Annotated in this window: 19 protein-coding genes and 1 pseudogene; 6 read left to right on the top strand and 14 right to left on the bottom strand. The window is 69.6% G+C overall.

Features of this window, described 5'->3' with window-relative positions:
* From nuoL to nuoN, 3 genes are read left to right on the top strand one after another with little or no spacing between them, the layout of a single operon-like run.
* Positions 1-1,896, top strand: a complete 1,896-nt coding sequence (gene nuoL, locus OG905_RS17400) for an NADH-quinone oxidoreductase subunit L (RefSeq protein WP_328671646.1) — start codon at positions 1-3, stop codon at positions 1,894-1,896.
* 1 nt (position 1,897) lies between these two features.
* Positions 1,898-3,484: an NADH-quinone oxidoreductase subunit M gene (locus OG905_RS17395; protein WP_328671644.1), complete on the top strand. Its 1,587-nt coding sequence runs from the start codon at positions 1,898-1,900 to the stop codon at positions 3,482-3,484.
* Positions 3,481-5,130, top strand: a complete 1,650-nt coding sequence (nuoN, locus tag OG905_RS17390; protein WP_328671642.1) for an NADH-quinone oxidoreductase subunit NuoN — start codon at positions 3,481-3,483, stop codon at positions 5,128-5,130. Before OG905_RS17395 ends, nuoN begins: the two co-directional genes overlap by 4 nt.
* A gap of 69 nt (positions 5,131-5,199) precedes the next feature.
* Here nuoN and OG905_RS17385 read toward each other — a convergent pair.
* A pseudogene (locus tag OG905_RS17385) lies at positions 5,200-5,416 on the bottom strand (Atu4866 domain-containing protein).
* Between the two features lie 176 nt (positions 5,417-5,592).
* On the opposite strand from OG905_RS17385, the gene OG905_RS17380 reads away from it, so the two are divergent.
* Positions 5,593-6,435 (top strand): helix-turn-helix transcriptional regulator, encoded by an 843-nt coding sequence (locus tag OG905_RS17380; RefSeq protein WP_328671639.1) that lies wholly within the window; start codon positions 5,593-5,595, stop codon positions 6,433-6,435.
* 94 nt (positions 6,436-6,529) lie between these two features.
* Here the strand turns inward: OG905_RS17380 and OG905_RS17375 are convergent, their stop codons facing one another.
* Both OG905_RS17375 and OG905_RS17370 read right to left on the bottom strand, forming a co-directional pair.
* Complete coding sequence (locus tag OG905_RS17375; RefSeq protein WP_328671637.1) at positions 6,530-7,924, bottom strand: amidohydrolase family protein; 1,395 nt, start codon at positions 7,922-7,924, stop codon at positions 6,530-6,532.
* Between the two features lie 175 nt (positions 7,925-8,099).
* Entirely contained in the window at positions 8,100-8,513 is a 414-nt protein-coding gene (locus tag OG905_RS17370) for an ATP-binding protein (RefSeq protein WP_328671635.1), read from the bottom strand.
* Between the two features lie 125 nt (positions 8,514-8,638).
* On the opposite strand from OG905_RS17370, the gene OG905_RS17365 reads away from it, so the two are divergent.
* Positions 8,639-9,514: a helix-turn-helix domain-containing protein gene (locus OG905_RS17365; RefSeq protein WP_328671633.1), complete on the top strand. Its 876-nt coding sequence runs from the start codon at positions 8,639-8,641 to the stop codon at positions 9,512-9,514.
* Positions 9,511-9,720, top strand: coding sequence for a DUF397 domain-containing protein (locus tag OG905_RS17360; RefSeq protein WP_328671632.1), 210 nt, complete (start codon positions 9,511-9,513; stop codon positions 9,718-9,720). The genes OG905_RS17365 and OG905_RS17360 overlap by 4 nt, the downstream gene beginning before the upstream one ends.
* 38 nt (positions 9,721-9,758) lie before the next feature.
* Here the strand turns inward: OG905_RS17360 and OG905_RS17355 are convergent, their stop codons facing one another.
* From OG905_RS17355 to OG905_RS17305, 11 genes are all read right to left on the bottom strand, one after another.
* Positions 9,759-10,493: a DUF6461 domain-containing protein gene (locus OG905_RS17355; protein WP_328671630.1), complete on the bottom strand. Its 735-nt coding sequence runs from the start codon at positions 10,491-10,493 to the stop codon at positions 9,759-9,761.
* A 145-nt stretch (positions 10,494-10,638) separates the two neighbouring features.
* On the bottom strand, positions 10,639-11,247 hold the full coding sequence (locus tag OG905_RS17350; protein WP_328671628.1) for a Uma2 family endonuclease: 609 nt from the start codon (positions 11,245-11,247) through the stop codon (positions 10,639-10,641).
* Between the two features lie 168 nt (positions 11,248-11,415).
* Positions 11,416-14,109: a fumarate reductase/succinate dehydrogenase flavoprotein subunit gene (locus OG905_RS17345; RefSeq protein WP_328671626.1), complete on the bottom strand. Its 2,694-nt coding sequence runs from the start codon at positions 14,107-14,109 to the stop codon at positions 11,416-11,418.
* An 11-nt stretch (positions 14,110-14,120) separates the two neighbouring features.
* Positions 14,121-14,894: an ABC transporter ATP-binding protein gene (locus OG905_RS17340; protein ID WP_328671624.1), complete on the bottom strand. Its 774-nt coding sequence runs from the start codon at positions 14,892-14,894 to the stop codon at positions 14,121-14,123.
* 227 nt (positions 14,895-15,121) lie between these two features.
* On the bottom strand, positions 15,122-16,030 hold the full coding sequence (locus OG905_RS17335) for an ABC transporter permease (protein WP_328671622.1): 909 nt from the start codon (positions 16,028-16,030) through the stop codon (positions 15,122-15,124).
* The gene (locus tag OG905_RS17330) at positions 16,027-17,373 is read right to left on the bottom strand and encodes an ABC transporter substrate-binding protein (RefSeq protein WP_328671620.1); all 1,347 of its coding nucleotides are present in this window, start codon (positions 17,371-17,373) and stop codon (positions 16,027-16,029) included. The genes OG905_RS17335 and OG905_RS17330 overlap by 4 nt, the downstream gene beginning before the upstream one ends.
* A 31-nt stretch (positions 17,374-17,404) precedes the next feature.
* Positions 17,405-17,632, bottom strand: a complete 228-nt coding sequence (locus OG905_RS17325; protein WP_266479325.1) for a 4Fe-4S dicluster domain-containing protein — start codon at positions 17,630-17,632, stop codon at positions 17,405-17,407.
* A 32-nt stretch (positions 17,633-17,664) separates the two neighbouring features.
* The gene (locus OG905_RS17320; protein WP_328671616.1) at positions 17,665-18,435 is read right to left on the bottom strand and encodes a GntR family transcriptional regulator; all 771 of its coding nucleotides are present in this window, start codon (positions 18,433-18,435) and stop codon (positions 17,665-17,667) included.
* A gap of 129 nt (positions 18,436-18,564) precedes the next feature.
* Positions 18,565-19,272, bottom strand: coding sequence for a GOLPH3/VPS74 family protein (locus OG905_RS17315; RefSeq protein WP_328671614.1), 708 nt, complete (start codon positions 19,270-19,272; stop codon positions 18,565-18,567).
* Entirely contained in the window at positions 19,272-20,501 is a 1,230-nt protein-coding gene (gene fahA, locus OG905_RS17310) for a fumarylacetoacetase (protein ID WP_328671612.1), read from the bottom strand. Before fahA ends, OG905_RS17315 begins: the two co-directional genes overlap by 1 nt.
* 84 nt (positions 20,502-20,585) lie before the next feature.
* A complete protein-coding gene (locus OG905_RS17305) occupies positions 20,586-22,586 on the bottom strand; it encodes a CocE/NonD family hydrolase (RefSeq protein WP_328671610.1) in 2,001 nt (666 codons plus the stop codon).
* Positions 22,587-22,750 lie beyond the last annotated feature (164 nt).

The following is a 22,750-nucleotide window of genomic DNA, read 5'->3' as shown; positions in this document are numbered from 1 at the left end:
GTGGAGAACTTGATTGCGCTGCTCATCGCGGCGCCTTTGCTCGGAGCGGCGGTCCTGCTGTGCGGCGGGCGGCGTCTCGACCGCAGCGGCCAACTGATCGGCACGCTGTTCGCGGCCGCGTCCTTCGTGATGGGCGCGGTGCTCTTCGTCAACATGCTCGGCAAGGACGCGGACGACCGCGCCCTGCACGTGAAGCTGTACACCTGGATCCCCGTCGAGAGCTTCCAGGCGGACGTCGCCTTCCAGCTGGACCAGCTGTCGATGACGTTCGTCCTGCTGATCACCGGGGTTGGCTCGCTGATCCACATGTATTCCATCGGATACATGGAGCACGACGAGCGGCGCCGCCGCTTCTTCGGCTATCTGAACCTCTTCCTCGCGGCGATGCTCCTGCTGGTCCTCGCGGACAACTACCTGCTGCTGTACGTCGGGTGGGAGGGCGTCGGCCTCGCCTCGTACCTCCTGATCGGCTTCTGGCAGCACAAGCCCAGCGCGGCGACGGCGGCGAAGAAGGCCTTCCTGGTCAACCGCGTCGGCGACATGGGCCTGTCCATCGCGATCATGCTGATGTTCACCACCTTCGGGACCTTCGCCTTCGGGCCGGTCCTGGCGTCGACCGGTGAGACGAGCGAGGGCAAGCTGACGGCCATCGGGCTGATGCTGCTGCTGGCCGCCTGCGGCAAGTCCGCCCAGGTACCGCTGCAGTCCTGGCTCGGGGACGCGATGGAAGGCCCGACTCCGGTCTCGGCCCTCATCCACGCGGCGACCATGGTGACCGCCGGCGTCTATCTCATCGTCCGGTCCGGAGCGATCTTCAATGGCGCACCCGACGCCCAGTTGGTGGTCGTGGTCGTCGGCGCGGTCACGCTCCTCTTCGGTGCGATCGTCGGTTGCGCGAAGGACGACATCAAGAAGGCGCTGGCCGGTTCGACGATGTCCCAGATCGGCTACATGATCCTGGCGGCCGGCCTCGGCCCGATCGGCTACGTCTGGGCGATCATGCACCTGGTGACGCACGGCTTCTTCAAGGCCGGGCTCTTCCTCGGCGCCGGATCGGTCATGCACGGCATGAACGACGAGGTCGACATGCGCAAGTACGGCGGCCTGCGGAAGTACATGCCGATCACCTTCGTCACCTTCGGCCTCGGCTATCTGGCCATCATCGGCTTCCCTGGTCTGTCCGGATTCTTCTCCAAGGACAAGATCATCGAGGCGGCCTTCGCCAAGGGCGGCACGGAGGGCTGGATCCTCGGCGGCGTGGCACTGCTGGGCGCGGCCATCACCGCGTTCTACATGACCCGCGTGATGCTGATGACCTTCTTCGGCGAGAAGCGCTGGCAGCCGGACGCGGAGGGCCATGAGCCGCATCCGCACGAGTCTCCGAAGTCGATGACGATCCCCATGATCGTCCTGGCCTTCGGATCGGTCTTCGCCGGCGCGTTCTTCACCATCGGCGACCGGTTCCTGAACTGGCTGGAGCCCGTCACCGGGGACTCCCACGGAGACTCCCCGCTCAGCGCGGCCACTGTCACCTCAGCCACCATGGTGGTCCTGGTCATCGGCGCCGGCATCGCCTGGGGGATGTACGGACGCAGGCCGGTGCCGGTCCTCGCGCCGCGCGGTTCGCTGCTCACCCGGGCCGCCCGCCGGGATCTCCTCCAGGACGACTTCAACCACATCGTCCTGGTGCGCGGCGGCGAGCACCTCACCCGCTCCCTGGTCTACGTCGACCACACCCTGGTCGACGGCGTGGTCAACGGCACGGCTGCCTCCTTCGGCGGGCTCTCCGGCCGGCTGCGCAAGCTGCAGAACGGCTACGCCCGCACGTACGCGGTCTCGATGTTCGGCGGTACGGCGATCCTGATCGCCGCGACCCTGCTGATGAGGGCGGTCTGAGATGTCCTTTCCACTCCTGACGGCGACGGCGGCGCTTCCGGCGGTCGGCGCCATCGCCACCGCCGCCGTCCCTGCCGCGAGGCGGACCGCCGCCAAGTGGCTGGCGCTGCTCGTCTCGCTCGCCACACTGGTGCTTGCCGCGATCGTGCTCGTACGCTTCGAGCCCGGCGGCGACCGGTATCAACTGACCGAATCCCACGCCTGGATCAAGGACTTCGGCGTCCGGTACGAACTGGGCGTGGACGGCATCGGGGTCGCCCTGCTGGCGCTGACCGCGCTGCTGATCCCCTTTGTGATCCTCGCGGGCTGGCACGACGCCGACCCACTGGAGACCAAGTCCTCGCGCTGGCGGCCGACTCAGGGCTTCTTCGCCCTGATCCTCGCGGTCGAGGCGATGGTGATCCTCTCCTTCGAGGCCACCGACGTCTTCCTCTTCTACATCCTCTTCGAAGCCATGCTCATCCCGATGTACTTCCTCATCGGCGGCTTCGGAGACCGCGCCCACTCGGGCAGCGACGAGAACGCCGCAACCCAACGCTCCTACGCGGCCGTGAAGTTCCTGCTCTACAACCTGGTCGGCGGTCTGATCATGCTGGCCGCGGTCATCGGGCTCTATGTCGTCGCGGGAAGCTTCTCCCTGACGGAGATCGCCGACGCCCGGACCAGCGGGCAGCTCGACATGGCGACCAGCACCGAACGGCTGCTGTTCCTCGGCTTCTTCTTCGCCTTCGCGATCAAGGCGCCGCTGTGGCCGCTGCACACATGGCTGCCCAACGCCATGGGTGAGGCGACCGCCCCGGTCGCCGTGCTGATCACCGCGGTTGTCGACAAGGTCGGCACCTTCGCGATGCTCCGCTTCTGCCTCCAGCTCTTCCCGGAGGCATCCAAGTGGGCCACGCCCGTGATCCTCGTACTGGCGCTGATCAGCATCGTCTACGGCGCACTGCTCGCGGTCGGCCAGCGCGACATCAAGCGCCTGGTCGCCTACGCCTCGATCTCGCACTTCGGCTTCATCATCCTGGGAATCTTCGCGATGACCTCCCAGGGCCAGTCGGGCGCGACGCTCTACATGGTCAACCACGGAATCTCGACCGCCGCGCTGATGCTGGTGGCCGGATTCCTGATCTCCCGGCGCGGCTCGCGGCTCATCGCGGACTACGGCGGAGTGCAGAAGGTCGCCCCGGTGCTCGCCGGCACCTTCCTCATCGGCGGCCTGGCCACACTCTCACTGCCCGGCCTCGCGCCCTTCGTCAGTGAGTTCCTGGTCCTGGTCGGCACATACAGCCGCTACCCGGTGGCCGGAATCATCGCGACCTTCGGCATTGTGCTCGCCGCGCTCTACACCCTCGTCCTCTACCAGCGGACGATGACGGGCCCGGTAAAGGCGGAAGTGTCGAAGCTGCCCGACCTCAGGGCACGTGAACTCGCGGTGGTCGCACCGCTGATCGCGCTGCTGCTCTTCCTCGGCGTCTTCCCGAAGCCGCTGACGGACATCATCAACCCGGCGGTGGAGCAAACGATGTCCGACGTACAGCAGAAGGACCCCCAGCCCACTGTGCCTATTCAAAACGCGGAGGCGGCCAAGTGAGCGCTATGGCTGTCCACAGCCTGTGGACGACGGCCGCCGGGCCGATCGACAAGATCCCTTCCCCGACCATCGAGTACGCCCAGCTGGCACCCGCGCTGATCGTGGTCGGCGCCGCCGTCGTGGGTGTGCTGGTCGAGGCCCTCGTTCCGCGCAGGGCGCGCTACTACACCCAGGTGTTCCTGACCGTCGTCGCGCTCACGGCCGCCTTCGCGGCGGTCGTGGCACTCGCGGCCGGCGGATACGGCACCACCAAGGCGCACATCGCGGCGATGGGCGCCATCGCGGTCGACGGCCCGGCGCTCTTCCTGCAGGGCACGATCCTGCTGGCCTCGCTGGTCGCCGTCTTCACCTTCGCCGAACGCCGGCTCGACCCCGCGGCGCACGGCAACCGCATCGACTCGTTCGCCGCGCAGGCCGCGTCCGTGCCCGGCAGCGACAGCGAAAAGGCCGCGGTCAAGGCGGGGTTCACCACCACTGAGGTCTTCCCACTGGTGCTCTTCGCGATCACCGGCATGCTGATCTTCCCGGCCGCCAACGATCTGCTGATGCTGTTCATCGCGCTGGAAGTCTTCTCACTCCCGCTCTACCTCCTGTGCGCCGTCGCCCGCCGCAAGCGGCTGATGTCCCAGGAGGCGGCGGTGAAGTACTTCCTGCTCGGTGCCTTCTCCTCCGCCTTCCTGCTCTTCGGCATCGCGCTGCTCTACGGCTACGCGGGCTCGGTCTCGTACGCCAGGATCGCGGACGTCGTCGACGGCAGCGTCCGCACGATCGACCCGGCGCTCGCCGACACCATGGGCAACGACGCGCTGCTGCTGATCGGCGGCGCGATGATCCTGGTGGGCCTGCTCTTCAAGGTCGGCGCGGTGCCGTTCCACATGTGGACGCCGGACGTCTACCAGGGCGCGCCGACCCCGGTGACGGGCTTCATGGCGGCTGCCACCAAGGTCGCCGCGTTCGGCGCCCTGCTGCGCCTGCTGTACGTCGTCCTGCCCGGGCTGCGCTGGGACTGGCGGCCGGTCATGTGGGCCATCGCCATCGTCACGATGCTGGGCGGCGCGATCGTCGCGATCACGCAGACCGACATCAAGCGGCTGCTGGCGTACTCCTCGATCGCGCACGCGGGCTTCATCCTGGCCGGTGTCATCGCGGCGACGCCCGCCGGCATCTCGTCCGTCCTCTTCTACCTGGCGGCCTACTCCTTCGTGACGATCGGCGCGTTCGCGGTGGTCACCCTGGTCCGGGACGCGGGCGGCGAGGCGACACACCTGTCCAAGTGGGCGGGCCTGGGCCGCCGTTCACCCCTGGTGGCAGCGGTCTTCGCGGTCTTCCTGCTGGCCTTCGCGGGCATCCCGCTGACCTCGGGCTTCACCGGGAAGTTCGCGGTCTTCTCGGCGGCGGCACAGAGCGGCGCGGGCGCGCTGGTCGTGGTGGGTGTGATCTCCTCGGCGATCGCGGCGTTCTTCTACATCCGGGTGATCGTCCTGATGTTCTTCAGCGAACCGAAGGAGGGCGGCCCGACGGTCGCCGTGCCGTCGCCGCTGACGATGACGACGATCGGCGTGGGCGTGGCGGTGACGCTGGTCCTGGGTGTGGCGCCGCAGTACTTCCTGGACCTGGCGAGCCAGGCGGGAGTGTTCGTGCGGTAGCCCGGCCCGGGCTCTTGAGCGCTCGCCGTGGTGTCTTCGACGACGCCGCGGCGAGCGCTCTTTGTGCGGCTATTCCTCCTTGTAGAGGACGAGGTGCTCGTGGGAAGAGCACACCGTCGCGAATGTCGCCGGTGGCGGTGAAGCCGGCGTCGTCGACGTAGTCGATGTGGCTGCCGGTCACGGTGTAGCGGCCGGTGTAGGCGCTGCGGCGGGTGCCGCGTGCCTCGTCGTAGCGGCCGTCGGCGCGCAGCTCCTGCCTGATGTGTCCGTCAGCGGACACCCACATCCCGACCACGTCCGCATGTTCACCGGCCCTTTGGACTTGTTGGTCTCTCACCACGTCCTCTTTCGTTCAGGTGTCCGCGTCAAGCCTGGTCAAGGGCACGGGAGACAGCCAGGACCGGCTCTGCCCGGGTATGGCGCACCCAGGTACGCGCAGTGGGGGCGGCATAGCCTGAGGGGGTGACCAGCAACGATCTCGGAGATTTCCTGCGCGCCCACCGCGCCCGCCTGCGACCTGACGACGTCGGGCTCGCCTCCTACGGCGCCCGCCGGGTGGCGGGGCTGCGACGGGAGGAGGTCGCCGTCCTGGCCGGGATGAACAGCGACTACTACGCCCGCCTCGAACAGGGCCGCGAACGCAGCCCCTCCCCGCAGATCCTCGAGTGCATCAGCAGGGCCCTGCTGATGGATGACGAAGCGCGGGAGCACATGTTCCGGCTGGCGGGCACCGCACCGGAAGGAGAGGGGCCGCAGCCGAGGGAAACGGTCAGTCCCGCGCTGCGGCAGCTGCTGGACGGATACCCGAACGCCGCGGCGTTCGTCCTGAACCCGGCCACCGATTTCCTGGCTTCGAACGCCCTGGCCGACGCACTGTTCTCACCGTTCGAGAACGTGGACAACATGGCCCGCATGATCTTTCTCGACCCGGCCGCCCGGGAATTCTTCACCCAGTGGGGGCGGGCAGCCGAGGCGGTCGTTGCCGGGCTGCGCCACGCCACGGGCCTCGACCCGCACTATCGGCGCCTGCACGACCTTGTCGGCTCCCTGACCGAGGAGAGCGAGGAGTTCGCCGCACTGTGGTCCTCGCACACTGTCCACGGGAAGAGCCGTGACGGCAAGGACCTCGTCCACCACGATGTCGGACCCCTCTCGCTCACCTTCCAGACCTTCGACGTCCGCGGGGCGCCGGGCCAGCAATTGGTGGTCTACCACGCCGAACCGGGAAGCCCCAGCGCCCAGGCACTCGCCTTGCTCGGCAGCCTGCACGCCACGCGCCATCAGGAGGCCGCCCCGGAGCAGTGACACCTCTCGGCTTTCCCACTGGAGCCCGTCACGGTCAGCAGCGCGATCGTCGGCGCGGGTGGGACCCAGCCAGGGGGTGTGCCCGGCGTCGGGGTCAGGCGGCCGGAGTGTTGAGCACGTACTCCCGCGAGGTGTGGACCTCGTCGCGCAGGGCGGGCAGGTCGACATCGAGGACCCGGCCGTTCCACTTGCGGGGCTGCCCGTTGATGAGGACGGCGCTGATGTTGCGGGCATCGGAACCGAGCACGACGGTGCCGACGGCGTCGTTGAGCGGCATGTTGTTGAGGTCCTCGGCCTGGATGACCAGGAGGTCGGCCTTCTTGCCCGGCGTGAGCGAGCCGGTGACGTTCTGCAGGCCGTTGGTGCGGGCGCCCTGGAGGGTGGCGAAGTCCAGGACGTCGTGGGTGGTGATGCGTGTCGGCTGCTGCTCGGTGCCGTAGACCGCGTTGACCGCACGCATCCGCTGGATGGCGTGCAGGGCACGCATCTGCGTGAACATGTCGCTGACCAGCGCCACCTCGACGTCGATGCTCAGACCGGGACGGACCCCCACGGCCAGGGCCTCGTCGATCGCGGGGATCGCGGTCTCCAGCCCGATCTGCGCGTCCGAGGTCGGGGCCAGGGCGATCGTGGTGCCGCTCTCCCCGATCGCCTTCCACGCCTCCGAGGTCAGGCCGGTGGCGTGGATGAGGGTGAGGTCCGCGCCGAGGATGCCATCCTTCGCCCATCCCAGGATTGCCTGGGAGGAGGAGGCACCGAAGACGGCGTCCACACTCACGCCGATCCCCAGTTCCTCGGCCGTATGGGCCAGTTCAGTGCCGTAAGCAAGGGCGGGCCCGGCGATCTCGTCCGTGGCCAGGGCGGCCAGGCGCAGGGTCAGCAACTGGTCGCCATCGGCGAAGTAGGTCTCCTTGAGGCGGGAGAGGTCGCCGGGCCACTGCTTGTCCCAGTTTCCGAAGTGCGGGCCCATGGAAGCGTGCACGCCCCGGATGCCGGTGTCGACAAGAGCCTGAATGGCGGCGTCGGAGTGCTCGGGGGTGCGGGAGTTGTGGGAGAAGTCGAGCATGGTCGTGATGCCGCTGTCGATCGCTGTCAGGGCGGCCAGCTTGGTGCCGACGTGCATGTCGTGGGGCCGGTAGACGGTGGCGTAGCCGGCGAGGGTGGACATCACGTAGGCGCCGAGGTCGTCGACGTCCGGCATGATCCGGCGCAGCTGGGTCTCCCACGCGTGCCGGTGTGTGTCGACGAAGCCCGGCGTGAGGATGGTGCCGGTGGCGTCGACGACCACCGCGCCATCCCGGTTGAGGTCAGAACCGATCGCGGTGATGGTCTCGCCCTCGACGAGCAGATCGGCGCTGTGAAGGACACCGAGGTCGGGGTCCATGGTGACGATGGTCGCGCCGGTGAACAGGATGCGCCGCTTCGGGTCGGCGGATCGGCGCTGAAGCTGTGCCAGTACGGCAGGGCTGGTGGTGTCGGAGGGAGTCAAGGGAGGTCCTGTTCGTCATGCCAGGGTGGTGGCCTGTGCGGAGTGGGCGATGACCCCAGCCTCGGCCCATTCCGACAGCGGCAACCAGGCAGCCTTTTGCCCAGGTACAGCGCACCCAGGCTCACCGCTCGATCCGTAGCCCGTAGGTTGACGCGAACCCGCGCGTTTCGGACGGTCAGGGCAGAAGATCAATCTCGGCCCATACGGTCTTGCGCGGCGCCGGGCCGGGGCTGACGCCCCACCGGTCGGCGAGCGCGTCGACGAGGATGAGTCCGCGTCCGGACTCGTCCTCTCCGGGCTGCCGGTTGACCGGCAGACGGTCACCGCGGATGTCGGTCACCTCGATACGCAGAGTGCGCTCGGTGGCCGCGAGGGCGAGGCGGAAATCGCGGCCAGCCACACGCCCGTGCAGCGCGGCGTTCGAAGCCAGCTCTGCGACCACCTGAGCCACCGTCTCGAACGGGAGCCCCCAGGAGCGGAGTTGCTCGGTCGCGAGCAGACGGGCGAGACGGGCACCTCTGCGGGTGGCGGAGAGCTGCACGCTGAAGTGGCGGACGGTGGTGCCGGCTTGGGTGATTTCTGGATTCACGTAACTCAGCGTGGCCGGGCGTGCGTAGCCTGAACAGTGATGAAGTCGATACGTACGGTGACTGTCTGACGGCTGTCCAGGCCTGTACAGGCTGTCCACCATGACAATTTCGGAGGTGGGCGCGGATGAGCGTGGACGGGCAACGCGCGGAGCACGCGGCGGAGGGGGCGGATGAGCCCGGCTGGGAGGTCGATCCGGAGAACGACTCGGCGGCCGTGGTCGCCGCACTCGGCCACCAGCTCAAACTCTGGCGCGAGGCGGCGGGGCTGCGGCCGGCTGAGTTCGGGGCGGCGATCGGGTACGGCGAGAACCTGGTCTACAAGGTGGAGGGCGGAAAGCGCATCCCCAGGCCGGAGTTCCTGGACAAGGCCGATCAAGTGCTGGGCGCGGGCGGCAAGATCGCCGCGATGAAGAAGGACATCGCGGAGGCGCGGTACCCGAAGAAGGTCCGCGACCTGGCGAAGCTGGAGGCGCAGGCGGTCGAGGTCGGGGTGTACGGCAATCACAACGTACACGGGCTGTTGCAGACGGAGGAGTACGCGCGCAGGCTGTTCGAGATGCGGCAACCTGCCTACTCACAGGACGAGGTGGAGCGAGCCGTGGCCGCGCGCATGGCACGGAACGTGGTCTTCGGACGGTCTCCTGCCCCGGCCCTCACATTCGTTCAGGAGGAGGTGACCCTGCGGCGCCCGCTCGGCGGCAGAATGGTGCTGCGCCGACAACTGGAACGCCTTCTGGAGGTCGGCCAGTTACGGCACGTCGCGATCCAGGTGATGCCGACCGACCGCGACGACCACGCCGGGATGGGAGGTGGGATCGAGGTGTTGAAGTTCGGGGACGGTTCGGCGGTGGGCCGTGACGAAGGACAGTCCGGCGGCCGGCCGTTCTCTGAGCCAAAACAGCTCCGGATCCTTGATCTGCGGTACGGCATGATCCGCGCCCAAGCTCTCACGCCACGGGAGTCGCTGGCCTTCATCGAGCAAATGCTGGGAGAGACATGATCCGCAAGCCCTCTGCCGGGGACGTTTCCGAGCTGGAGTGGTTCAAGAGCACCTACAGCGACAGCAGCAGCAGTAGCGAATGCGTGGAGATAGCGGCGGCGCCTGGTGCGGTACTCGTCCGCGACTCCAAGAACCCCGAGGGCCCGCGGCTCGCCTTCACAGAAGCCCAGTGGGCAACCTTCGTGACGTACACAGCCAAGCACTGACCCCCCACCACCTCGTGAGGCGACGTGAGGCGTACCCACTACGTCTCGTCGCGCGTCAGCTGATCCCGTTCAACCTGGACGTACGTCCTGTCGCCATGCGCATCCGTGATGTCGATGGTGATGCTCTCCCACTCCTCGGCGGGCTCCTCCGGGACCTCCCCCGTCCGGTACTCGGCCTCCGCCAATAGGTCCTCAGTCACCTGGACGCCGGTAAGACGCTCCGCCAGCGCGAAGACCGCCGCCTTGCGATCGACGTCTGGAGCTTCGTCACCTGTGGGGTTAAGACCGACCTCTCTCATCACGGCGTTCAGCTCGTCGGGAGTACTGCCGGTCCTGTGGGCCGGCCACTCGAAGGTGGTCCGCAACTCCCCATTCTCGTACCAGTGGAAGAAGTGCATGGGCTTCCCCCCGTTACTCGAATGCGAGACAACACGCGTCCCAGCGGACAAGGCCTCCAAGAAGCGCGGCCGGGTCCCCAGATCGCCACCGAAATCCAAGGCGAGGGTCCAGTCCCCTTCCTCGCCCGGCACGGTAAACGCTCCCGCAAGGAAGGACTCGGGCCAGTCGGACTCGTACAAGAGCGCCGCGTGCTGCTCGATCAGTGCGTTGGAGCCCACACACACACCACGCGGCTTGGCCCCCACCACCCTGAGCAACTCGGCAGGCGAGACACCCTGCACCAGCGTCAGGGTGTACCCGATCTGCAGCCCATATGCGAACGGCGAGGACGAGGAACGTATCCAGCCGTAGTCGGCCGCGGTGGCTGAGGTCATGCAACGCATCCTGCCGGCGAGCACTGACAACGCCGCACATCGTCAACAGCAGCGTCGGCACGACATGGTCCGGTTACAAGGCCATCGGATGACGGTCGGCCCGGCACCTCGGTGAGGTGCCGGGCCTTCGCGCGAGACCGACCGGCTATCCGTCGGCGGCCCTGTTTCGGCGGGGCTTGATCTGGGTGAGGTCGAGGTCGACGGGGAAGGGGACGGAGACCTTCATCCGGTCATGGAAGATGCCGGTGCTGGTGTACGCGCCCGTGGTCGGCTCCAGCTCGAAGACGTAGACCACGGCCTGACCCTCGTTATCTTCCACTCGCCAGTAGTGCGGGATCTTGGCCCGCGCGTACTTCACCGGCTTGGTCTCGCGATCCCGGGTCACGGAGTCGGTGGAGACGACCTCGATGGCCAGGACCACGGACTCGGCAGGGAACCGGGTCTGATCCGATTCCTCGACGGCCTCTCCGCGCACGACGAACACATCGGGCTCCGGCCTGTTCTGCCGGTCGATGTCGATCGTGAATTCCCGGCAGACCTCAAGATCCTCGGGAACGGCCGACTGCAGCTGCCACTCGAAGAAGCTGACCGCACGCATGTGGAAGACGGTTTGCGGACTCACGAAGACAAGGCTCCCGTCGATCAGCTCCGTGTGCGGAGGCAGGTTCGGAAGCCGGTCCAGGTCATTGGCCGTCCAGCCGCCCACGGGCGGGACGGGCCAGCTGGGTTTCGAGGCCTGGGGTTCGACGCTCATCAGTGCTCCCATGGGACGGAGTCTCGCGGGTCTGATCAGCGTATCCGGAGGGAACGGGACAAGGCTCCCACGCACGTGTGAACGAATCACGTGCCGTTGACGCGCCCTCCGTCACCGTGGGCGTCCGCGACCGGAATGATCACGCACGCCCGCCTGATCTGCCGCCGCTCAGGCCGGAGTAGCCGCCCGGGCGGCATAGGCGCGGACGTCCGCGTCGGTGTCATGGACTGCCGTGGACAGGGCCGTGCGGGCGTCCGGGGTGGCGGTGTGGCGGAGCAGGGAGAGGACCGCCGCCTTGCGGACGTCGGCGTTCGGGTCGGCGAGGGTCTTGGTCAGGGCGGGGACGGCGGGTTCAGGGTCGGCTGCGCCCAGGGCCGAGGCCGCGCCTGCGCGGACCTGCCAGGCGGGGGCAGTGAGCGCGGTGACGGCCGTGGTGTCGTACGGGGCGGGGCATCCGGTGGTGGACAGGGCGGCGAGTGCGGCCGCGCGGACCAGGATGTCCGGGTCCTGGAGCAGGGGGGCGAGGGCTCCCGGGTCGGTCAGGCTGTGGGCCACCGTGACGCGGACCTCGCGGGCCGGGTCGGCGGTCGCGCGGGCGACGGCGTCGAGCGCGTCGACCGAGACCAGGGCGCGTACGGAAGCGATGCGGACCTCGATGTCCGGGTCGTCGAGCGTACGGGTGTAGGCGGTGGCTTCGCCCAGGCGCAGGGCGCGCAGGACGTCGAGCGCGGTGGAGCGGACCCTGGGGTCGTCGCAGCCGAGTGCCGCCAGCAGCAGAGTGCTCAACTCGCCCGTCGGCGGCAGGACTTCCACCAGCTCCTGGAGACAGGCCGCTGCCCCTGCCCGTACCGCCGCGTCCTCGTCCACCAAGGCGGCGGCGAGTGCCGGGCCTGTGCCGTCCGGGGTGGTCTCGGTGAGCGCGGCGACGGCGGCGGCCCGGACGGTCGGGTCGGCGTCCGAGAGGTAGGGGCTCAACTCCGCCAGCGAGGGCTCCTCTTCGGCCAGGGCGAGGAGTTCGAGGATGCGGGGGGAGTGGGCTGAAGCATGCGTCTCGATGCGTATGGGAGCGGCGATGCGGGAGCCGGTCGGCGCGATATCGCGCTGTCCGGCCGTGGAGACCTGCTCCGGGTGGACCTCCCCGAGGTGGCGGGGCAGCCCGCCGGTGGGACTGAACTCCTCGACCGGCACCAGATAGGGCGAGACGGGGCGAGCCGTGAACTCCATTGCCCCGGACGGGGATTTGCGCAGGTCCAGGTGGTGCAGCCAATCTTCGTCGTCGCGCTGCGGGTGGTCCGTACGCTCGTGGTAGAGGCCCCAGCGGGATTCCGTACGGGCGAGTGAGGAGCGCGCCGCCATCTCCGCGCAGTCGCGGATGAAGCTGAGCTCCGCGCAGCGCATCAGCTCGTGCGGGGTCTCGGCGCCCATCTCGGCGATCTCGCCGCGCATCCGCTCGAAGTGCTCAACGGCGAGGGAGAGGCGGGCGCCGGACTTCGGCGGCGCGACGTAGTCGTTCACGAAGCGGCGGAGCTTGTACTCGACCTGGGGCTGCGGCGGGCCGTCCGGGTTGCGCAGGGGGCGATAGATCAGCTCGTGGGCGTCCCGGATCTGGTCGGCGGGCAATTCGCCTTCGTACGCGGAGAATTGCGAGGCGTCCGCCCCGGCCAGGTCGCCGAAGACGAACGCGCCGATCATGTAGTTGTGCGGGACGCAGGCCAGGTCCCCGGCCGCGTACAGACCGGGCACGGTGGTGCGGGCGTGGTCGTCGACGCGGACGCCGGAGGCCGAGTGGCCGCCGCACAGGCCGATCTCCGAGATGTGCATCTCGACGTCGTGGGTGCGGTAGTCGTGGCCGCGGTTCGCGTGGAAGGTACCGCGGGTGGGGCGTTCGGTGGAGTGCAGGATGCCCTCCAGCGCGCTGATGGACTCCTCCGGGAGATGGCTGAGCTTGAGATAGACCGGGCCGCGGTCGGAGGCGAGTTCGGCGGCGAACTCCGACATCATCTGGCCGGACCAGTAGTCGGAGTCGACGAAGCGCTCGCCGTGGCGGTTGACCTGGTAGCCGCCGAAGGGGTTGGCGACGTACGCGCAGGCGGGGCCGTTGTAGTCCTTGATCAGCGGGTTGATCTGGAAGCACTCGATGCCGGTGAGTTCGGCGCCCGCGTGGTAGGCCATGGCGTAGCCGTCACCGGCGTTGGTGGGGTTCTCGTACGTGCCGTAGAGATAGCCGGAGGCCGGCAGACCGAGGCGGCCGCAGGCGCCGGTGGCGAGGATGACCGCGCCCGCGCGGACCGTGACGAACCCGCCGGTGCGGGTGTTGAGCCCGGCCGCGCCCACGGCCCGGCCGTCCGCCGTGAGGACCCGGACCGGCATGACGCGGTTCTCGATCCGGATGCGTTCGCGCATCTCGCGGCGGCGCAGCTGACGGTAGAGGACCTTCTTGACGTCCTTGCCCTCGGGCATCGGCAGGACGTACGAGCCGGAGCGGTGCACCTGGCGGACCGCGTACTCGCCGTGTTCGTCCTTCTCGAACTTCACGCCGTACGACTCCAGCCGCTGCACCATGGCGAAGCCGCGGGTCGCGGTCTGGCGGACCGTGGACTGGTCGACGATGCCGTCGTTGGCGCGGGTGATCTCGGCGACGTAGTCGTCGGGCTCGGCGCGGCCGGGGATGACGGCGTTGTTGACTCCGTCCATGCCCATGGCGAGGGCGCCCGAGTGGCGGACGTGTGCCTTTTCGAGGAGCAGTACGTTCGCGCCGCGCTCGGCGGCGGTGAGTGCGGCCATCGTCCCGGCCGTGCCGCCGCCGATGACGAGGACGTCGCAGGTCAGTTCCTCGGCGTCGGTGAGGGCGGGGATCTGCACGGTCGTGCCTTTCACTTGGTACCGAGAGATTCGAGTACGTCGCGGCGCAGGGCGACGGTCACGGGATCGTTGTGGGCCTCCCGGTCACGCGGGCGCGGTACGTCCAGGACGCGGCCGGTACCGAGGAGGGCGACCCGGTCGCCGAGGAAGATCGCCTCGTCCACGTCGTGCGTGACGAAGACGACGGTCGCGCCGGTGCCGCGCAGCACGTCGACGAGCAGTTGCTGCATACCGGCCCTCGTCTGCGCGTCGAGCGCGCCGAAGGGCTCGTCCATGAGGACGGCGCGGGGCTCGGCGGCGAGGGCGCGGGCGAGCTGCACGCGTTGGCGCTGGCCGCCGGAGATGCGGTACGGGAGGTGGGCGGCGCGGTCGGCGAGGCCGACGCGCTCCAGCCATTGCTCGGCCTTGCGGCGGCGGTCGGTCCGGCTCAATCCGCGGATGGCGAGGGGCAGTTCGACGTTGGCGCGGACGGTGCGCCAGGGGAGCAGGGCGTCGTCCTGGAAGACCAGGGCGCGCTCGGCGCGGGGGGCGGTGATGGGGGCGCCGTCCTGCTCGACGGCTCCGTGGAGTGCGGGGAGCAGTCCGGCGAGGGTGCGCAGGAGGGTGGACTTGCCGCAGCCCGACGGTCCGACGACGGTCAGGATCTCGCCGGGGGCGATGTCGAGATCGAGGCTGTCGAGGACGGGGGTGCCGGGGCGGCCGAGGGTTACGCGGGAGAGGGTGAGGTGGGCGCCGCGGGGTGGGGTTGTGGTGGTGGGAGAGAGGGTCTCGGAAGGGGTGGTCACGGTTTGCGCCTCCTTGGGGTGTGGGTGTGGGTGTGGGTGTGGGTGCGGACGGGGGTGCGGTGGCGGGCGGGGCCGCTGCGCGGGGCTGTTCCCCACCCCGCCCTCCCCCAGACTTCGTCCGGGGGGACCCCCAACCTCCCCGCGCCTCAAACTCCCCCAGACTTCGTCCGGGGGGACCCCCACGGGGCTGAATTTCGCGTCCCTGGATGTGCGGCTGGGCCGCACATTCAGCCCGTCCGGCGATTGAGGACACGGCCGAAGGCCGTACGGGGGGCTGGGGGCTTGCCCCCGGTTACGGGAAGGGGCGGGGTGGGGGAAAGCCCCGCAGGGCGCACCCGTACCCGCACCCGCGCCGCGCCCACCGACCCCCCGTGCTCCGTCCGCGGGAGCCACCGCGTCACCCGGCGCCCCGCCAGCTCCACCGCCGTCGACGTCAGCCAGCCCAGGACCCCGATCGTCGCCATCCCCACGAACACGCCGGGGTAGTCGACCACCGTGTAGTCCTGCCAGGTGCGGTAACCCACCCCGTACTCCCCGGAGATCATCTCCGCAGAGATCACGCAGATCCACGAGACGCCGATCCCGACCGACAGTCCGCCGAGGATCCCCGGCAGCGCGCCCGGCAGGACCACCGAACCGAGCACCCGCCACCGTCCTCCGCCCATCGTGAGGACTGCCTCCTCCCAGACCGGGGTCAGGGCGCGCACCGCGTGGCGGGTGGAGACCATGACCGGGAAGAAGGCCGCGGTGAAGGTGATGAAGACGATTCCCTGTTCGTTGCTGGGGAAGAGCAGGATCGCCACCGGCACCAGTGCGATCGCAGGGATGGGGCGCAGGACTTCGAGGACCGGGCCGAGCAGATCCGCCACAAGGCGCGAGCGGGCGATCGCCGTGCCGACGGCCACGCCCGCGACCGCCGCCAGGGCGAAGCCGGTGACGATGCGGGTGAGGCTGTCGGTGAGGTCCTGCCAGTACGGGCCGCTGCCGATCCGTTCCCCGAACTCCCGCGCCACGTCGACAACTGTCGGGAACTGCTCGAAACGCAGCCACAGATTGATGTCGAGCGCGGTCAGCAGCTGCCACAGCCCGAGCGCGCCCGCGAGCGAGAGGACCCGCAGGAAGCGCCGCGTGGTCATGACGCCCGCTTCAGGGCTTCGGTGTACGGGACGGTACGAGCACCCGCGTGCCCCGAGACGTACGCGGCCGCAGCCGAACGGGTCACGAAGGGCAGCAGGTTCACGCCGTCCGCCACCCATACCGCCTTGTCGGCGAACCAGAGGGTCCCGGTCGTGGCGTCGGGGACGTACGCGGCCCGTACCTGGTCCTGTTGCGCGGCGAGGTGGCGCAGAAGCTCGGCCGGAGTGGCGAAGGACCGCGTCGAGCCGGTCTTGAGCCATACCTCGCTCTTCACAGCCTTCGGGGCCGCCGCGAGCGCCTTCGCATAGCCGTTGCCCAACGCCCGCTTCACATACTGCTCGTCGACGAAGGCGTCCACCTTCACGTCGCCCACCAGCTTGGCCGACTTCAGCACCGGCACGTCCTTCTTCAGCGCGTCCACCAGCTCCGCCCGCAGGGCAGGGCCGAAGGTGGCGATGCCGTTGGAGCCGTTGTAGAGGTAGACGACCTCGGGCGGCAGTCCGGTCGCCTCGGCCACCGACTCCGCCGCCGCGACCGGCTGCTTGTTCAGGTAGTCCGTCGCCTCGGCCTGGGCGCGCAGGAAGTCCTCCAGCACGGCGGGCCGCTTCTTCGCGAAGTCCTCACGGACAGTGACTCCGTGGAAGGTCGGAAGGTTCAGCTCCGCCCCGTCGTACAGCGCCTGCGCCCGGCCCTGGAAGGCGAGCAGCCCCGGCCAGGCCACGAACTGCGAGAGCGCGTCCGTACTGCCCGCCTGGAGCGCCGAAGCTCCCACCGCGGGCTGCTGGTTGAGCTTGCGGATGTCCTTCTCCGGGTCGATGTCAGCCCGTTGGAGCGCCCGTACGAGCGTGCCGTCGGCGGCCGATCCGACGCTCGTGGAGACCTTCTTGCCGCGCAGGTCCTTGAGCGAGGCGAGCCCCGAACCGGGCGCGGTGACAATGGTGTTGAGGCCGCCGCGCAGGTTGTAGCCGGTCACGGAGACGAGCTTCGTCGGCCGGCTCAGCTGCTTGCCGCGCGCGGCGTTGATGAGCAGCGGGAAGTCGCCCATCGAGCCGATGTCGACCTTCCCGGCGGTCATCTGCGCGGTGATCGGCGCGCCCGTGGCGTAGTCCTGCCACTTCACCTTGTACGTGACGCCCTCGCGCTTGCCGCGGGCGGCGAGCTCCCGTTCGAAGTAGCCGAGCGAGCGCAGCAGCGTCCCGGCCGTGACGGTGTTGATGGTCTTGGACTGGTAACCGACGGTGATGGTGACCGTGCCGGAGTCGCCCGCGCTCGCGTCGCCGCCACAGCCGGTGAGGGGCAGCAGCAGAGCGGCGGCGAGGAGCGTGACTGGCTTGCGTGTCATGGGAGTTCGGACCTCTCGACCTTCGCCGGGTTCACCGGAGCAGATAGGGCATGTTGACCGTGACGGCGTCCGTGGGACACCGGGCCGCGCACGGGCCGCAGTACCAGCACTCGTCGACGTGCATATAGGCCTTGCCGCTGTCCGGGTTGATCGCGAGGGAGTCGAGCGGGCACATGTCGACGCAGAGGGTGCAGCCGTCGATGCACTTCGACTCGTCGATGGTCACGGGCACGTCGGCGCGCTGGGGTGCCAGAGGCATGGCTGTCTCCCGGAAAGAGGTGCGGGTGAGGGTCAGGCAGAGCGGTGGAGCAGCCCGCTCATCGTGATGCGGTCGCCGCGGAAGCGGATGAACTCCAGGTCCACGGGGCGTCCGTCGGACAGATGCGTGAGCCGTTCGAGCATGAGGACGGCGGCGCCACGCGGGGCTTCGAGCACGGTGGCGGAGTGCGCGTCGGCGTTGACGGCCTCCAGGGTGATCTCGGCCCGGCCCAACTGCTGTCCGGTGAGGCTTTCGAGCAGCCGGAACACATCGGTGTGCTCCAGGTCGCAGCCGAGCAGCCGGGAGCCGAGGTCCATGGGGATGTAGGTGAGGTCGAGGGAGAGGGGCAGGCCGTTCAGCCTGCGCAGCCGCTCGATGTAGAGCACGTCGGTGTGCTCCGTGATGCCGAGTCGCCGGGCCACGGGTGCGGGCGCGGGGACGGGACCGACAGTACGGACTTCGTTGGTGACGTCGCCGTGTTCGCGCAGGGTCTCGGCGAGGCCCTGCAGCCGGTCCAGGCCGTGCGGGTACTTCTCGGACACCACGACGGTGCCGACACCGGGCTGCCGCTCGATGAGCCCCTCCGTACGGAGGAGATCCAGCGCCTGCCGGACGGTGTTGCGGGAGACGCGGTAGTCGTCGCCGATGGTGCCTTCCAGTGGCAGTACGCCGCCGGGGAAGCCGCCCGTACGCATCTGGTGGCGCAACAGGTCGGCGAGCTGCCGCGCCTGGTCCGCGCGCAGCCGCCGCCGGCGCGCTGCGGCGACCGGCCCGGTGTGCTCACGGATTCGTTCGGCTGGCATGCCGTGGACCATACCGAGGCTTTCCCACCCGTGGTGTTGCCAGAGTGTTGCGCCACCGGCGACCGCCGAAAAATCTCGCTGACCTGCGGTGATGCCGATCAGCGGGGAAGATCTGCCACCCCGGGCACGTCAGTCGCCGCCTCCCCCACCGTCGCCTCCCCCACAGTCGCCTCCGCCATCGGACCCGCCCCCGTCCCCGATGCTGATGCTGCTCGACCGCTTGTCCTGCTGTACGGCGCGGTGCACCGCGTACGGCGCCCACTGCTCCCTTACGAGAATGCGCAGCGTGCCGCTCTCCCGCCAGGTCCGGCCCGGGTGCAGCACCCGGGCGAGGCCGATCGCCGTGGTGAAGGCGGCCAGCAGCCGGCTGCGGCGGTCCGGGAAGCCGGCCGTCATCGACTGGGCGTAGCGCCCCCGGGCCGGTGCCGACCAGTCCGCGGCCGCCGCGGGGTAGCGGTGGTACGGGAAGAGACCGAGGAAGCGTCGGGTCTCCACCCTCAGCGCACCGCGCCCCACCAGGTGGTGCAGGCACAGCTCCTCGACCTGACGCCCGGTGCGCCTGACCCAGCGCCGGGCATGGACGCCGTCGCCGAACCGGCTCCCGCGCGGGGCCGGAAGGCTCGCCAGGATCTGCGCCGAGAGCGGGTCCTGAGGCGGCAGCGGATTGACCACCGTCACCCGGCCGCGGGCCTCGGCGACCCTGCCCTGGAGCTCCAGTTCGGCGAGGGCCGCGCCGGCCAGCCCGTACTGGAGGTAGCTCCTGTTGCAGTGCCGGCGGCCCGTCGCCGGGTCGAGGGCAAGCAGCAACAGCTCCTCGGGCAGGGTCAGTTCGCTCATCAGCCGGCGCTCGGGACGATCCGGCCGGTCACTTCGCCGAGGCCCACCCGGGTGCCGTCCGGGCCGGGCGCCCACGCGGTCATCGTCACCACGTCGCCGTCCTCCAGGAACGTCCGCTTGCCCTCGGGGAGTTCGAGGATGTCCCGGCCGTTCCAGGTGAGTTCGAGGAGCGAGCCGCGCATATGGACCTCGGGGCCGCTGACCGTGCCGGAGCCGAAGAGGTCGCCCGTACGCAGGGACGCGCCGTTGACCGTCATGTGGGCCAGTTGCTGGGCTGCCGTCCAGTACATCGTGGCGAACGGCGGCTCGGAGATCACATGGCCGTTGATCGCCACCGTGATGCGCACATCGAAGCCGCCCGGCTCGTCCTCGCCGGAGTCGTCGAGATAGGGCAGCAGATCGAAGTCGCGGGCGGGCGGGGCGGTCCGCGCCGTGTCCAGGGCCTCCAGGGGGGTCACCCAGGCGGAGACGGATGTCGCGAAGGACTTGCCGAGGAAGGGGCCGAGCGGGACGTACTCCCAGGCCTGGATGTCGCGCGCCGACCAGTCGTTGAGGAGCGAGAGTCCGAAGACATGCTCGCGGAAGTCCCCGAGCGGCACGGGAGTGCCCAGCTCGGAGGGGGTGCCGACGAGGAAGCCGACCTCCGCCTCGATGTCGAGCTTCACCGAGGGGCCGAAGACGGGGGAGGCGTCCGCGGGCGTCTTGCGCTGGCCGGAGGGGCGCACCACATCCGTGCCGGAGACGACGACGGTGCCGGACCGGCCGTGGTAACCGATCGGCAGGTGCTTCCAGTTGGGGGTCAGCGCGTCCCCGTCCGGCCGGAAGATCTTGCCGACGTTGGTGGCGTGGTGCTCGCTCGCGTAGAAGTCGACATAGTCGGCGACCTCGTACGGAAGATGCAGCGTGACCGAGTCGAGCGGGTGCAGCAGCGGTTCAATGTCCGCGCGGTGGGCGGGCACCGTGACCCAGGCGGTGAGCGCGCGGCGCACATCGCGCCAGGCGGTGCGGCCCGCGGCGAGCAGCGGATTGAGGCTCGGCTGTGCCAGCAGCGCGGCATAGGGGGAGCCGAGGGTGTGGGCCGCGGCCCCGGCGTCGAGCACATGGCTGCCGATGCGGACGCCGAGCCGTCGGCGGCCGGGCTCGTCGGCCGTGCTGAAAACGCCGTACGGCAGGTTGTGCGGGCCGAAGGGATCGCCCTCGGCCAGATCGAGCGGGCTCTGCTCGGGCATCGGTGCTTGCCTCGCTTTCCACGGGTGTGGGTCCCACGTTACGTGGATGTTCCCCCGCCGCGGCAGGCCGCCCGGCCTGCGCTCTCACCCGGCCATACGGGGGATCCGCCGCTCCCAGGTGCGGTGGAAGACGATCTCGGGGCCGTCCCGGCAGACCACCTCGTCCCGGGTGATGAAGTCGGCCGCGTCGCAGCCGACTTCGGAGCGGGTCTCGATCCGCACGTCCCAGGCCAGCTCGGGCCGGTGCAGCCGGATCGTCCAGGTGGAGCGGGTGTGCGCGGAGTGCGGGTCGCGCTCGCGGATCGTGTAGGTCTCCAGCGCGTCCTCCGTGTACTCGAGGCCGTCCGGATGAACGAGCGTGGCGCCGTGGCGCGGGTCGATCTCGACGCGCCATTCGCCCTTGGCGACGTCCCGGGTCACCAGCCGCCCGGGTCGCGGCTCGTCGAGCGTCACGGGGGAGCTGACGCCGAGCGGCTCGGACTGTTCAGGCTCCTCGAAGGCGATCTTGTACTCGGCGCCCGCGCCCAGGTCCCGTACGGGGAGCTCCAGACGGGAGCCCGCCGGGTCGAGGGTGAAGCCCGCGGAGCCGCTGTGGGGCCAGATCCAGGGCCAGTACGCGGAGGAGACGGCGAGCCGGATGCGGTGGCCCGCGGGGAAGGTGTGGCCGATGGCGTTCAGCTCGAAGGCCACGTCCTCGGACGTGCCGGGCGGCCAGGCGTTGGCGCGTTCGCGGCCGTGGCGGGCGGAGAGGCTCAGCACGCCGCGGGTGACGAGGGTGGAGGAGCCGTCAGGGGCGACGTCGCAGAGGCGGGCGATCGCCTGGCCGTAGGGCACGTCCGGGCGCAGCCGCAGGGTGACCCGGGGGCGGCCCAGGATCTCGACCGGCTCGTCGGTGACCGGGAATTCGAAACAGGCCGAGCGGGCGTCCTCGTCGCGCTGGTCGGGCGGCAGATCGGCGTCGTTGCCGGTGGGGAGGAAGCGTCCGGCGTCCAGGCCGGTGTGCTGGGGCGAGTCGACGATCACCGGCTCGCCCGTCAGCGCGTACGGCACGGAGGTGATGTGCGGCGACGGCCAGGCGGGGTCGCCGACCCAGCGGCCGGGCAGTTCCGAGTAGACGGTCGCGGGCCGGTGCGACTCGCTGATCCAGGAGCGCAGCAGGGGCTCGGCCATGACGCCCGTGTCCCTGCCCTTCAGCCAGTGGTCCCACCAGCGCAGCGTCTCCTGGAGAAAGCCGATCGCGGGTCCCGGCGGGCGGCCGCGGTCGGGGTACTCGTGCGGCCACGGGCCGATCAGCCCCCGTACCCGGTCGGGGTGCAGCTGCTCGACCAGGCGCAGCACGGTGTCCCGGTACGGATCGTGCCAGCCGCCGACCGCCAGGACCGCCGCGTCGACGGCGGCGTAGTTCTCGCGGATGCTGCTCCGTTTCCAGTAATCGTCGCGGATCTGGTGGGCGAGCCAGGTGTGGATGAAGGGGGAAAGGGCCTCCAGCCGGTTCAGCCACTGCTCGCGCCAGGCGTCGCCGACGTGGAGCGGATCGGGCGGCCGGGCGGTGAAGGCGAGCAGGGTCGCGGCCCAGGCGGGCATCCCGCCGGCCAGGACCGAACCGCCCATGTAGTGCGCGTCGTTGTCGTAGCGGTCGTCCGTGGAACAGACGGTGACGATCGCCTTCAGCGGCTCGGGTGCGAGGGCGGCGATCCGCAGGGCGTCGGTGCCGCCCCAGGAGATCCCGAACATCCCGACCCGGCCCGTGCACCAGGGCTGTCCGGCCAGCCAGTTGATTACCTCGACCCCGTCTGCGGCCTCGGTAGTGTCGTACGCGTCGCCGGGCAGGCCCTCGCTGTTGCCGTGTCCGCGCACATCGACCCGTACGGAGGCGTAGCCGTGGCCCGCGTACCAGGGGTGGCGCTGATAGTCGCGCGGCGCGGTCCAGTCGGTCAGCCGGTAGGGCACATATTCGAGCAGGGCGGGAACGGGTTCGCCGGTCACCGGCCGCCAGACGCGCGCGTACAGCCGTGTGCCGTCCTTGAGGGCGATACGGACGTCCTCATGGGCGGTCTCGTTCGGAAAATCGGTGCGGATGCGCATGGCAGGAGCTTCCTGGCGAAAGGGTCACTCAATGTCGTACCAGCTGATCACGAACATACCGGCGGTGACGGGAAGGCGCCCATGGTGATCGAAACGCGACCGGATACGCTGACTTGAGTGAATCCAGCGACACATCGACAATCCGTGTGACCGTCAGCAGACAG

This window comes from Streptomyces sp. NBC_00322 (assembly GCF_036147535.1).
Taxonomy (GTDB): Bacteria; Actinomycetota; Actinomycetes; order Streptomycetales; family Streptomycetaceae; genus Streptomyces.
The sequence above is the reverse complement of the archived record's forward strand: the minus strand, read 5'-3'. Positions and strand labels throughout refer to the sequence as shown.